This is a genomic window from Streptomyces caeni (genome assembly GCF_042678285.1).
Taxonomy (GTDB): Bacteria; Actinomycetota; Actinomycetes; order Streptomycetales; family Streptomycetaceae; genus Streptomyces; species Streptomyces caeni.
In genome coordinates this window covers 21,003-32,964 of the sequence record NZ_JBHUDX010000080.1, presented here as the reverse complement: position 1 = coordinate 32,964, position 11,962 = coordinate 21,003, and the positions used below count along the sequence as shown (strand labels likewise).

At 73.1% G+C, this 11,962-nt stretch carries 11 protein-coding genes; 6 read left to right on the top strand and 5 right to left on the bottom strand.

Annotated elements, in window-relative coordinates; all coding sequences use genetic code 11:
• Window positions 1-270: 270 nt before the first annotated feature.
• A complete protein-coding gene (locus ACFSL4_RS26220; protein ID WP_381087762.1) occupies window positions 271-588 on the bottom strand; it encodes a chorismate mutase in 318 nt (105 codons plus the stop codon).
• 419 nt (window positions 589-1,007) lie between these two features.
• Here ACFSL4_RS26220 and guaA point away from each other — a divergent pair, with 419 nt between their 5' ends.
• A complete protein-coding gene (gene guaA, locus ACFSL4_RS26215) occupies window positions 1,008-2,597 on the top strand; it encodes a glutamine-hydrolyzing GMP synthase (protein ID WP_381087759.1) in 1,590 nt (529 codons plus the stop codon).
• 48 nt (window positions 2,598-2,645) lie between these two features.
• Here guaA and ACFSL4_RS26210 read toward each other — a convergent pair whose 3' ends face one another.
• On the bottom strand, window positions 2,646-3,152 hold the full coding sequence (locus ACFSL4_RS26210) for a pyridoxamine 5'-phosphate oxidase family protein (protein ID WP_381087756.1): 507 nt from the start codon (window positions 3,150-3,152) through the stop codon (window positions 2,646-2,648).
• Between the two features lie 248 nt (window positions 3,153-3,400).
• Here ACFSL4_RS26210 and ACFSL4_RS26205 point away from each other — a divergent pair, with 248 nt between their 5' ends.
• The 3 genes from ACFSL4_RS26205 (at window position 3,401) to ACFSL4_RS26195 (ending at window position 6,509) form a co-directional block, all read left to right on the top strand.
• On the top strand, window positions 3,401-4,201 hold the full coding sequence (locus ACFSL4_RS26205) for a class II aldolase/adducin family protein (RefSeq protein WP_381087753.1): 801 nt from the start codon (window positions 3,401-3,403) through the stop codon (window positions 4,199-4,201).
• 359 nt (window positions 4,202-4,560) lie between these two features.
• Window positions 4,561-5,850, top strand: a complete 1,290-nt coding sequence (locus ACFSL4_RS26200) for a hypothetical protein (RefSeq protein WP_381087818.1) — start codon at window positions 4,561-4,563, stop codon at window positions 5,848-5,850.
• Window positions 5,851-5,978: 128 nt separating this feature from the next.
• The gene (locus tag ACFSL4_RS26195) at window positions 5,979-6,509 is read left to right on the top strand and encodes a DoxX family protein (protein WP_381087750.1); all 531 of its coding nucleotides are present in this window, start codon (window positions 5,979-5,981) and stop codon (window positions 6,507-6,509) included.
• A gap of 18 nt (window positions 6,510-6,527) precedes the next feature.
• On the opposite strand, the gene ACFSL4_RS26190 is transcribed toward ACFSL4_RS26195, so the two are convergent.
• Both ACFSL4_RS26190 and ACFSL4_RS26185 read right to left on the bottom strand, forming a co-directional pair.
• A complete protein-coding gene (locus ACFSL4_RS26190; RefSeq protein WP_381087747.1) occupies window positions 6,528-6,782 on the bottom strand; it encodes a hypothetical protein in 255 nt (84 codons plus the stop codon).
• Complete coding sequence (locus ACFSL4_RS26185) at window positions 6,769-8,184, bottom strand: PspC domain-containing protein (protein ID WP_381087744.1); 1,416 nt, start codon at window positions 8,182-8,184, stop codon at window positions 6,769-6,771. Before ACFSL4_RS26185 ends, ACFSL4_RS26190 begins: the two co-directional genes overlap by 14 nt.
• 140 nt (window positions 8,185-8,324) lie before the next feature.
• Here ACFSL4_RS26185 and ACFSL4_RS26180 point away from each other — a divergent pair, with 140 nt between their 5' ends.
• Window positions 8,325-9,653 carry an ATP-binding protein gene (locus tag ACFSL4_RS26180; protein WP_381087741.1) on the top strand — a complete coding sequence of 443 codons (1,329 nt, stop codon included), beginning with the start codon at window positions 8,325-8,327 and terminating at the stop codon, window positions 9,651-9,653.
• Complete coding sequence (locus tag ACFSL4_RS26175; RefSeq protein ID WP_381087739.1) at window positions 9,650-10,408, top strand: LuxR C-terminal-related transcriptional regulator; 759 nt, start codon at window positions 9,650-9,652, stop codon at window positions 10,406-10,408. The genes ACFSL4_RS26180 and ACFSL4_RS26175 overlap by 4 nt, the downstream gene beginning before the upstream one ends.
• 443 nt (window positions 10,409-10,851) lie before the next feature.
• Here the strand turns inward: ACFSL4_RS26175 and ACFSL4_RS26170 are convergent, their stop codons facing one another.
• Window positions 10,852-11,916, bottom strand: coding sequence for a C40 family peptidase (locus ACFSL4_RS26170; protein WP_381087815.1), 1,065 nt, complete (start codon window positions 11,914-11,916; stop codon window positions 10,852-10,854).
• Window positions 11,917-11,962: the final 46 nt, after the last annotated feature.

The window sequence follows — 11,962 nt, the reverse complement described above, 5'->3', positions numbered from 1 at the left end:
CCGGAGCCGGCCGTTTACTGGTGACCGGGCTGCTGTCCCCTGCCGTCCGGTCACATCCCTGGAGCGAGGTCCCACGACGTACAGCACGATCCGTACGCCTCATCGCTCCAGCGGAGCCACGCGTGGTTCTCTCGGGCCCGCCCCTGGCTGGCACGGACACCGGGACCAACGACCCCCGCGCACCGCCGGTCACGTGCCGTACGGGTGAGAGGGCATGGGAACGTGGGTGCGCCGGACGTCCGTCGCAAGGAGGATCCGCGGCGGTGGCCGTCAGACGCGGCCCCGGCACAGCTCCAGCAGGGTCATCGCGAGGGTGGTGCCGGGCTTGCCGAGCGCCTCCCGGTAGCGGCCGAGGATCTCCAGCTCGCGGGAGAGGTTCACCCGGCGGCCGCCGGAGGCGATACGGGCGTCCTGGATGACGGCGGAGACCGCCATGCGCTCCTGGATGAGGCCGATGAGGCGGTCGTCGAGCGCGTCGATGCGTTCACGGGCGCCGCTGATCACGTCGGCGGCCTCGGCGGTACGGGCGCCGGTCTTCTCGGCGGCCGTCTTCTCGGGGGCCGTCTGCTCGGTGGTGGGGGCGGTCATGTCCGGGGCTCCTCTGGAGTCGGTGTCGCGGTGAGGTGCCCGGGACCGGCGCGGTCCGCAAACGCCAGGCGCCCCGGACCGTGTCGGCCCGGGGCGCCTGGGGTGCTTGTCAGTGGCTCAAGCAGCACGACCATGGCAGCCGGCGGGCCGGTTGCCATAGGTAAAGACGAAGGTCGCGTGCGTCAGCATGACTCCAGTATGCCGAGGGTCCGGGATGCGTACCAAGCGGGTTCGGATGGTGAGACGGGGGCCGGGGCCGACGGACCTCCGGGCCGGGACCGGTGTGCCTCCGGGCTGGAGCCGGTGTGCCTCCGGGCCGGGAACCGGCAGGCCCGTCCCTCGTGAGGCGGGAGGCCCCACCGCCCGCCCCGTTAGAATCGGGTACCACAGCCCCCTGTCAAGCCGCCGGAAGGCAACCCGTGTCATCAGCGACCCCCGCTGCCGCCGCCCCCGACACCGTCCTGGTCGTCGACTTCGGCGCGCAGTACGCCCAGCTCATCGCCCGTCGCGTCCGCGAGGCCCGGGTCTACAGCGAGATCGTGCCGAGCACCATGCCGGTCGCGGAGATGCTCGCCAGGAACCCGGCGGCGATCATCCTCTCCGGCGGCCCCTCGTCCGTCTACGAGGAGGGCGCCCCGACCGTCGACCGCGCCCTCTTCGAGGCCGGCGTCCCCGTCTTCGGCATGTGCTACGGATTCCAGCTGATGGCCCAGGCCCTCGGCGGCACCGTGGACAACACCGGGGCGCGCGAGTACGGCCGTACGGAGCTGAGTGTCTGCCGGCCGTCCTCCACCCTCTTCGAGGGGACCCCCGCCGAGCAGTCCGTGTGGATGTCGCACGGCGACGCCTGCTCCGCCGCCCCCGAGGGCTTCACCGTCACGGCGTCCACGGACGTCGTCCCGGTCGCCGCCTTCGAGGACGACGAGAAGAAGCTGTACGGGGTCCAGTACCACCCCGAGGTCATGCACTCCACGCACGGCCAGCAGGTGCTGGAGCACTTCCTGTACCGAGGCGCGGGGCTGAGCCCGACCTGGACCACCGGCAGCGTCATCGAGGAGCAGGTCGAGGCGATCCGACGCCAGGTCGGCACCAAGCGCGCCATCTGCGGGCTGTCGGGCGGCGTGGACTCCGCGGTCGCCGCGGCCCTCGTCCAGAAGGCCATCGGCTCCCAGCTGACCTGCGTCTACGTCGACCACGGCCTGATGCGCAAGGGCGAGACCGAGCAGGTCGAGAAGGACTTCGTGGCGGCCACCGGCGTCCAGCTGAAGGTCGTCGACGCCCAGGAACGGTTCCTCACCGCACTCAAGGGGGTTTCCGACCCCGAGCAGAAGCGGAAGATCATCGGCCGCGAGTTCATCCGCGTTTTCGAGCAGGCCCAGGCGGAGATCGTCGCCGAGGCCGGCGAGAGCGGCGAGCCGGTGGAGTTCCTCGTGCAGGGCACCCTCTACCCGGACGTGGTCGAGTCCGGCGGCGGCACCGGCACGGCCAACATCAAGTCCCACCACAACGTGGGCGGCCTGCCCGAGGACCTCGAGTTCCAGCTCGTCGAGCCGCTGCGCAAGCTCTTCAAGGACGAGGTCCGCATGGTCGGCCACGAGCTGGGCCTGCCGGAGGAGATCGTCCAGCGCCAGCCCTTCCCGGGCCCCGGCCTCGGCATCCGCATCGTCGGCGAGGTCACCAGGGAGCGGCTCGACCTGCTGCGCGAGGCCGACGCCATCGCCCGCGAGGAGCTGACCGCGGCCGGCCTCGACCGCGAGATCTGGCAGTGCCCCGTGGTCCTGCTCGCCGACGTGCGCAGCGTCGGCGTCCAGGGCGACGGCCGGACGTACGGCCACCCGATCGTGCTGCGTCCGGTCTCGTCCGAGGACGCCATGACCGCCGACTGGTCCCGGCTGCCGTACGACGTGCTCGCGAAGATCTCGACCCGGATCACGAACGAGGTCCGCGACGTCAACCGCGTCGTCCTCGACGTGACGTCGAAGCCGCCGGGGACCATCGAGTGGGAGTGACCCCGGGGGCCTGTCGGGGCACGTCCGCCCGGGGCGCGTCCGCCTGAGTCACGTCCGCCGGAGGGTGCGCACCGGCTCTCCCGGCTTCCAGACCCGGACGACCAGACACGCGTCGTCCTCGACGCAGGTCCGCACGACCTCCGTCAGCTCGGTGCGGAAGAGGTGGAACGGCTGCGGCGGTTTCACCTCTTCCGCGTACGCCTCCTTCCGCGTGCCGTCCTCGACCTCGACGGCCCGCCCGCTGACGCGCACATCACCGCCGCCCATCCCGGTACCGGGCCCCGGGTTCGCCTGCAGTGCGAAGCGGGGGTCGCGCCGCAGGTCCAGCGCCTTGAGCGAGTGGGGCATCATGCCGAGCCACAGCTCGCCGTCCAGGAAGCGGACCTCCAGGCCGCTGGTGCGCGGCGAGCCGTCCTTGCGGAGGGTCGCCAGGACGTGATGGGTGAAGGCGCCGAAGCGGTCCTCGACGAGGCGGGCGAGGCCGGGCTCGGCGGCGGTGAAGGCCGCCCAGTTCGACGGAGTGCGGCCCGGTGTCCTGATGAGGCTGGGTGTCATACCGCGAGTCTGACCCCGTATACCCGACATCTCCTGTCGTGATCCCTGGCGATCCGCGGCCGCTCGCGAGGGTTTCGCCGACTCCGGTTCCGGCCTCGGTTCTGGCTCCGATTCCGGCTCCGGTTCCGGCGCCGCGGTGCGGCCACCGCGCGTAACGGTTGCGCACTCTCTTCACCGTACGGCTCTGTTCTCCTGCGGAGACGGACGGTAACTTCCGCTTCGTCAAGGAACCCAGTGCTGGAGGACACATGCACGGGCCGACCCCCACCCCACCGCTGCCCCTGCCCACCGATCAGTTGCAGTTCGCCATGCCGCCGATGCACGAATCGCTGGAGGGCGAGCGTCGGCACCGCAAGGAGCGGCTGGCCGGAGCGCTGCGGATCTTCGGCCGGCTCGGCTTCGAGGACGGCGTCTCCGGTCACATCACCGCCCGCGACCCGGAGTTCACGGACTGCTTCTGGGTCAATCCGTTCGGGATGCCGTTCAAGCACGTCACCGTGAGCGACCTGGTGATGGCCAACCAGGACGGGCAGGTGATCGACGGCCGCTACCACGTGAACCAGGCGGCGTTCACCGTGCACGCCCAGGTCCACGCCGCCCGCCCGGACGTCGTTGCCGTCGCCCACTGCCACTCCGTGCACGGGCGGGCCCTCGCGGCGCTCGGCGAACTGCTGGATCCCATCACCCAGGAGTCCTGCGCGTTCTACGAGGACCACGCGGTCTACGACGCCTACACCGGCGTCGCCGTGGACGCCGAGGAGGGCCGCCGGATCGCCACCGCCCTGGGCACGCGCAAGGCACTGGTCCTGCGCAACCACGGACTGCTGACCGTCGGCGACTCGGTGGACGCGGCGGCCTGGTGGTTCCTGTCGATGGAACGCTCCTGCCAGGTGCAGCTCACGGCCAGGGCGGCCGGACGGCCGGTCCTGATCGACCACCGGCAGGCGGTGGCGACACGGGAGCAGTTGGGTGGGGACCTGGTGGCCTGGATCAACTACCAGCCGCTGTGGCAGGACATCAGCCGCAGCGAACCGGACCTGCTGAGCTGAACCGGCCGTTTCGGGACCGCGCGGCACGGCAGCCTTCGGGGCCGTCGGCGCGGCGGGACGGCGGGCGGTGGCCGAGGAGGTCAACCGGTGGTTCGCCCCTTCACCCGTCCGGGTGGACCTGGCGAACGCGGGGTGTGTTCCATACGGCACAATTCGCTGTCGTCGCAGGGCAGTTGTACGGCGTTGCCGTCCGGCGCTCGTGCGTGTCAGAGGCCCGGTCGGGTGGTGGCCGGGCGGAGGTGCCCGGTCGGGTGGTGGCCGGGCGTAGGTGCCTGGTCGGGTGGCGGCCGGGCGAGCCGTCCGGCCCGGTGGTGGCCGGGTGCGGCATGGCGATCGGTGCGGGGAAGGCGGCGGCGGGCGTGGCGGTGCAGGAGGCGGGGCAGGGCGTGGGGCGCGGGAGCGGTCCGGGCGTGCACGGGGGTGGCTGCACCTGCGGGGACTGCCCGCACGGGGCGCGCGAGGGACACCGGCGCGCGGTCGCGGAGTTCCTCGCGAAGCGGGAGGAGTTCGCGTCGGGGCGGGGGCTGCCCGCGGCGGTCGCGCACTCCGTGTCCGCGTCCCGGCAGTGGGTCTCCGACGAGCTGACCCAGTCCGCGGACCTCGTCGCCGAGCGGGGCAGGGCCGACGGCGCGGCCTGGCTCGCCCGGCTGTGGTGGCGTACGGCGGTCGCGGTGTGGGGCGCGGTGGGCGTCCTGTTGCTGGCGCAGGCGCTGACGGCGATCGGCGCGGGGTGGACCGTGACACGGACGGCCGGGCTGGTCGCGGCGGTGCTGGTGGGAGCCGCACTGACCGCCGCCGGATATCTGCACCGGGCGCGCGGCGGCGCGCTCGCGCCCGTCATCGGGGAGGACAACCGGCTGTCGACCTCGCGTGCGGTGGCGGCGGGCTGGGTGCTGTTCGCGGTGTACGCGGTGCTGGTGCTGGCCGTTGAGCTGGCCGCGGCCTCCGCGCACGGCCGGCGCGACGCGCTGATCGCCGGCCTCGACCTCGCGCGGGGGGCGGGGGTGGTGACGGTGATCGCGGTGGTGTGCGGGATCGCGGTCGTCGTGCGCAGGGTGGTCGGGCTGCGGGTCCTCGGCCAGCGCCTGCAGAAGGTGCGCGCCGACCGGCCGCGCGCCGCCGACCTGCTGACCGACGACTCCGGGCGGGGCGGCTTCGCGGACATCCAGTACGTGGTCATCAGCGCGGTCGCCCTGGCCTTCGCGCTGGTCCGGCTGGCCCGGCGACCGGACCAGCTGCCCGATCTGCCGTGGGGGCTGGCGCTGCTGGTGCTCGTGTCGGCAGCCACCTATCTCGCCGGGAAGTACGCGGAGGGCGGCCGTCCGGTGATGCTCTCCGTGGTCCGGGCGAGGGAGGCGGGCGACCTGGACGCGCCGATTCGAACGGGTGACGACATCGAGATCCGCGGCGCGGGCTTCGTACCGCCCGGCGCCCAGACGGCGGACAGGCTGTCCCGGATGGTGGTCCGCATCGGCGCCATCCACGTCCATGTCCCCCTGGTCCCCGTGCCCGGCGGCTTCAGCAATCCGACGGACACCCTCCTGACGGTTCCGGTGCCGGCGGACGTCGAGCCGGGGCGTGTCGAGGTGCAGGTGGTGACGGCGGCCGGAGTGGAGACGAACCGGGTGGCCATCGAGGTGACGGACTGACACATCCCTACGCCGTCCGGGAAAAGTATGAGGAAAAGTGGCCGCACAGCGGTTGAGCGGGGCCCGTCTTGTGTACGTATGGTCTGTCGAAGAGTCAACGGCATGGCGCGCGAGAGGCGGCGGACACGATGGCTCATGGCATGCGCACGGACGCCCACACCCCCTACCTCGACGAGGGTCGCGCCTGGCGGGACACCGCCGCCCGGTACGCCCTGCTGCCTTTGCGTGTGTTCCTGGGCGTCACCTTCGTCTACGCGGGCGTGGACAAACTCACCGACAGCGCCTTCATGCACGCGTCCGGCAGCGGCTCGATCGGCGACCTGATGCGTGCCGTACGCGACTCCTCGGCGATCCCGGCGATGGTCGACCTCGCGCTGAAGAACCCCGTCGGCTTCGGCTACGCCATCGCCTTGGGTGAACTCGCCGTCGGCATCGGCACGCTCGTCGGCCTGCTGAGCCGGCTCGCCGCGCTCGGCGGCGCGCTCATCTCCATGAGCCTGTGGCTGACGGTGAGCTGGGCGTCCAGCCCCTACTACTACGGCAACGACCTCGCCTACCTGATGGCCTGGCTGCCCCTGGTCCTCGCCGGCGCCCCGGTGTTCTCCCTGGACGCCGCCATTCGTTCCCGACGCGGGAACCGCTCGGGCGCGGACTGGTAGGACGTGCATGCCGGCCGGCTAAGCGGTGGCGGCCCGGTCCCCTTCGGCGTGCCCGTCGGCGCGCGTGCCCCCCATGCCCTTGCGGCCCTTGCGCAGGAAGCGGGCCAGCAGGCCCGTGACGGCCGCGAGGCACAGGCCGCCGACGACGACCGGGACGATCGCGAACCACGGCGTCTCCCAGGCCCCCCGTGCGTCACCGATGTAGGCGACGCCCCCGGCGATCAGGAACACGCCGGCCACCAGCCGGCCGGGCTGAAACTCATGACGCAGCACGGGTCACCTCCACCTGGCCCAGACCGACCTCGAGGCTGAGGTCGAACGTGGCCGCGTTCTTCGTGCCGGACGGTGGGGAGAGCGTCAACCGCTTGTGCTTGCCGGGCTCCACATCCACATCCTTCCCGGTGTCGCCGGGCAACTGGATGTCGCCGATGCCCGTGCGGATGTCGAGCTTCACCGTCGCGTTCCGCGGGACGATCACCGCGAGCCGGCCCACGCCCACCTCCGCCCGGGTCGTCACCGTCTGCTTCGCACCAGGCTTGAGACGGGTGAGGTCCAGCGTGCCGACGCCGGTGCCCAGTTCGTACGTCCGGTGCACGGCGGCCGCCGAGGCCGGTGCCCAGGTTGTGCGCGCCCAGTGGCTGCTGACGTCCTTCGGCAGGGCCGCCGACGTGGCGAGCAGACCGGCGGTGACCACGGCGAGGAACACCGAGCCCGCACCCGTACGGCCCAGCAGCGAACTGACCGCGATGCCCGCCCCGATGACGACGAGCGCGCTCGCCAGGCCGGTCTGCAGGCTCGTGCCCAGCGCGTCGGCGTCCCAGGTCAGACGGGTGCCCAGACCGCCGGCGAGCAGCGCCGCCAGGAACACCCAGCCACCGATCCAGCGCGGACCCCGCGGCCTGGGCGGCGGCTCCGCCCCCGTCCGTCTCGCGTACGAGTAGCCGCGGGCGACGGCGACCGCCGCCGCGACATCACGGCTCGGTGCGTCGCTCGGCCCCCACAGATAGCCCGTACCGCCCACATGCGTGCCGTCCTTGACGATGGGCTCGCGCCACCAGGAGGGGTGGAGGGTGGGGACCGGCGGCGCCTTCGCCTCCGGCGGCGCGTCGGCCGCGGCCTGTGCCGCGAGCGGGTCGGGGTCCGCAGCGCCGCGCTGCCGCGACCAGTAGCCCGCCCCCGCCAGGAGCAGGGACAGGACGGCGGCGAAGGTCAGCACCCCGCCGTTCCTCAGCATCGACAGAAAGACACCGCACCCCACCAGGGCGAAGAGGACCGCGGCCAGGCCCGGGCCGTCGACACGGCCCGTCAGCAGTTTGCGGATCTCGTTCTCCTCCTCGTCCTCGTACGGGACGAAGAGCCAGACGAAGCCGTAGAAGATGAGGCCGAGGCCGCCGGTCGCGGAGAGCACCGCGAGCACGATCCGGAAGATCACCGGGTCCATGTCGCACTGGCGGGCCAGGCCCGCGCAGACGCCTGCCAGCATCTTGTGCCGCCGATCGCGCCGGAAGGGGCCGGGTCCCTCGGCGCCGGCCGCCTCGTCCCGCACCGGCCCGCCCTCGCCGGACGCCGGAGCGGCATCCCGCGGGGCGGCCCCGGGCGGCGTGCCGCCCGGCGGACGGGCACCCCGGCCCGCGCCGGGGCCCGCTCCCGCCGCCGCGTGCTGCTGATCTGTCATGCGTCCATGGTCCCTGCCCCGGCCGCCCGGCGGCAGTCGGGACGACCCTGGCCGAACCCTGAAATCGGCCCCGACGGCCGCCCGGGGAAGTGTTCGATCAACGGATGTGAAGATCAGGGGAGTCTAGGGGCCCGACCCTGATGCTCCGCCGGGCCGGTCGTGTGACCATCGATGGCATGCCGGACGCCGCAGCAGTGCCCCTCGCCGATCCGCGGCCGCCGCGCAAGCTCTACCGCAGCAGCGACGGACGCTGGCTCGGGGGTGTGGCGCGGGGGCTGGCCGGGCACCTCGGCCTGCCCGTGATCTGGGTGCGCCTCGTCTTCGTCGGCCTGTTCATGGCGGACGGCCTGGGCGCCCTGCTGTACGCCGCGTTCTGGTTCTTCGTGCCGCTCGGCGTCGGGGGTGTCGACGACCGGCGCCCCCCGTCCCTGGTCACCACCGAGACCTCGTCCGACGGCCGGCGCAGACTGGTCGCCCGCAAACCCGACCGGGGCCAGATCGTGGCCCTGCTCCTCATGGTGGTCGTGGCGCTGACCTTCGTGGGAAGCGTGAACCTCGGCAGCGGGGCCAAGGCGTATCTGATACCGGCCGTCCTCGTCGCCGCGGGCGTGGCCCTGGTGTGGCGTCAGGCGGACAACGCGCGGCGGGCCCGCTGGATGGAGGTCGGCAGCCGCCGGCGGACCCTCACCCTGCTGCGCGCCGCCGCCGGTGTCCTGCTGGTCACCGCGGGGGTCTCCGGCATGTTCGTGCTGCAGGGCTCCGCGGCCCACCTCGGCTCCGTCCTGCAGGCCGCGCTCGCCGTCCTCGTCGGCGTCGCACTGCTCGCCGGGCCGTACCTGGTCCGGATCACCCAGGACCTGTCCGAGGAGCGCCTGATGCGCATCCGCGCCCAGGAGCGCGCGGAGGTCGCGGCCCATGTCCACGACTCGGTGCTGCACACCCTCACCCTGATCCAGCGCAACGCGGAGAACGCGGGCGAGGTACGCCGTCTCGCCCGCGCCCAGGAGCGCGACCTGCGCGCCTGGCTCTACAAGCCGGAGGGCACCGGCAAGGAGGAGGACGAGGAGCCCGGCACCCTCGCCGAGGCGGTCCGGCGCAACGCGGCGGAGGTGGAGGACAAGCACGGCGTTCCCATCGAGGTGGTCGTCGTCGGCGACTGCCCGCTCGACGAGCGGCTGGGCGCACAGATGCAGGCCGCGCGCGAAGCAATGGTGAACGCCGCCAAGTACGGTGGCGAGGGCGGTGCCGTCCAGGTCTACGCCGAGGTCGAGGGCGGGAAGGTCTTCGTCTCCGTCCGTGACCGCGGCCCCGGCTTCGACCTCGATGCGATACCCGCCGACCGGATGGGTGTCAGAGAATCGATCATCGGCCGCATGGAGCGCAACGGCGGCACGGCACGGCTGCGCGCGGTTCCCGGCGGCGGCACGGAGGTCGAGCTGGAGATGGAGAGGGCGGAGAACACGTCATGAGCGACGCGAACGGGGCGACCGGGCAGACCGGCGCCGACGAGTCCGTGGTGTCCGGTGCCGGTGCCGGTGCCGGTGCCGGCGCTGACACCGGCGGCCGGCGTGTGCGGGTCGTGCTCGTCGACGACCACCGCATGTTCCGAACGGGCGTCCAGGCGGAGATCGGGCAGACCGAGCGGACCGGGGTCGAGGTGGTCGGGGAGGCCGCGGACGTCGACCAGGCGGTATCGGTGATCACGACGACCCGGCCCGAGGTGGTCCTCCTCGACGTCCATCTGCCGGGCGGCGGCGGGGTGGAGGTGCTGCGCCGCTGCGCCGCGCTGACAGCCGACACCGAACGGCCGGTCCGGTTCCTGGCGCTGTCGGTGTCGGACGCCGCCGAGGACGTGATCGGAGTGATCCGCGGCGGCGCCCGCGGGTACGTGACGAAGACGATCACGGGCTCGGACCTGGTCGACTCGATCTTCCGGGTCCAGGAGGGCGACGCCGTCTTCTCCCCCCGCCTGGCCGGCTTCGTCCTCGACGCCTTCGCCTCGACCGACGCCCCGCCGGTCGACGAGGACCTCGACCGTCTCACCCAGCGCGAGCGCGAGGTGCTGCGCCTCATCGCCCGCGGCTACGCGTACAAAGAGATCGCCAAGCAGTTGTTCATCTCGGTGAAGACGGTCGAGTCCCATGTCTCGGCGGTGCTGCGCAAGCTCCAGCTGTCGAACCGCCACGAACTGACGCGCTGGGCGACGGCCCGGCGGCTGGTGTGACGGACTTTCGTCCGCCGCGCCGCCGGACGCGGCATCCACGGGGCACCCGGTTCACCGCCTCGCCCTTGAAGAACGTGGCGTGGAACTGAAGAACGTGTAGTGGGACATGCCGTCCCCGGCCGTGTCCGGGAGTCGGCTCCCCACCGGAAGCCGCCGGTCCACGGCTAATCCGCCGACGAGGCCCGCCGCCTCTCAGGCGCCCGCCGGCGGGCGCACCGACTGGCTGGCCCGGGAGCTGCGGCGCGGGCGGCACGGACCGCAGCGCGGGCACGGGCGGCCGGTCGTACCCGGTGCTCCGCGTCGTAGTCGTCCTCGACGGTCTGCTACGCCGCCACCGTCTCCAAGCTGCAGGCCCCGCCCTGCGCACCGGGTGGCTGCTCGCACCTGCGAGGGAGTGGCGGGGATCGCGGGGGCGTCGGCGGACACGGTGCCGCACGGGCGGTTCACACCACGCGGGTCGCCCCCGCGAACGGCATCTGGTCGATCGGCGCCACCCGCACCGGCGCCGACGGATTGGGTGCGTGGATCATCCGGCCCTGCCCCACGTAGATCCCCACATGGCTGATCCCGGAGTAGAAGAACACCAGGTCACCGGGGAGGAGTTCGGAGCGCGAGACGCGGCGGCCCGCTCCGATCTGGGTGTAGGTCGTCCGGGGCAGCGAGACGCCCGCCGAGCGGTACGCGGCCTGTACCAGGCCCGAGCAGTCGAAGGCGTGGGGCCCGGTGGCGCCCCACACATAGGGGCTGCCGAGCTTGCCGAACGCGTACGCCACGGCGGCCGCCGCCCGCGCGTCCGGCGCCTGCGCGGCCGCCGCCGACGCCGACACCGGCCCCAGGAGGTCCCGAGCCGCGGATCGTGCCGCCCGCCCGGTGCCGCCCGCCGCGAACCGCGCCCGCTCCTCCTGCGTGAGCCGGGACAGCAGCCGCCGTGCCTCGCGCAGCTTCCCGGTGATCGTCCGCTTCTGCCGCCGCAGCTCCGCCTGCCGTGACCTCAGGGAGGCCAGCTCCACGCGCGCCGCCCCCCGCAGCTGCTCGATCTCCCGCAACTGCCTGCGCACCCGCGTCACGGCGGCAGCCTGCCGGCCGTCGGCGCGCTCCGCCAGCGCGGCCCTGTCGAGGTACTGCCCGGGATCGGAGGAGAGCAGGAGCTGCACCGAGGGGTCGACGCCCCCGGTGCGGTACTGCGCCGCGGCGGTGGAACCCAGTGCCCGGCGCGCCTCGTCGAGCCGTTCGGTCCGGCGAGCCGCCTCGTCCTGCAGCGCGCCGAGCCGTTCGCGGGTCCGGCCGGCCTGCTCCTTCGCCCCGTTGTACTTCTCGGTCGCGGTCTCCGCGTCGTGGTACAGCCTGTCGACTCCGGCCTCGACCTGCGCCGGTGAGAGCGGTGGCTCGGCGTGGCCCGTTCCGTTGAGGCCGGTCATGGACGCCGCACCCGCCAGGGCGATCGTGGCGGCGGTACGGGCCCCGCCCCCGCCGAGCGAACGCGGTGCGGTCCTGCGGTGCGCTGCCACCTCGACGTCACGTCCTTTCGTACGGCCGCCGGGGCCGTCGGGTGCT

What these genes read in the sequence shown, in the direction of transcription:
- ACFSL4_RS26220 (WP_381087762.1), bottom strand. Translation starts at nt 588, where the DNA reads ATGACCGCCCCCACCACCGAGCAGACGGCCCCCGAGAAGACGGCCGCC.
- ACFSL4_RS26210 (WP_381087756.1), bottom strand. Translation starts at nt 3,152, where the DNA reads ATGACACCCAGCCTCATCAGGACACCGGGCCGCACTCCGTCGAACTGG.
- ACFSL4_RS26205 (WP_381087753.1), top strand. Translation starts at nt 3,401, where the DNA reads ATGCACGGGCCGACCCCCACCCCACCGCTGCCCCTGCCCACCGATCAG.
- ACFSL4_RS26195 (WP_381087750.1), top strand. Translation starts at nt 5,979, where the DNA reads ATGGCTCATGGCATGCGCACGGACGCCCACACCCCCTACCTCGACGAG.
- ACFSL4_RS26185 (WP_381087744.1), bottom strand. Translation starts at nt 8,184, where the DNA reads ATGACAGATCAGCAGCACGCGGCGGCGGGAGCGGGCCCCGGCGCGGGC.
- ACFSL4_RS26180 (WP_381087741.1), top strand. Translation starts at nt 8,325, where the DNA reads ATGCTCCGCCGGGCCGGTCGTGTGACCATCGATGGCATGCCGGACGCC.
- ACFSL4_RS26175 (WP_381087739.1), top strand. Translation starts at nt 9,650, where the DNA reads ATGAGCGACGCGAACGGGGCGACCGGGCAGACCGGCGCCGACGAGTCC.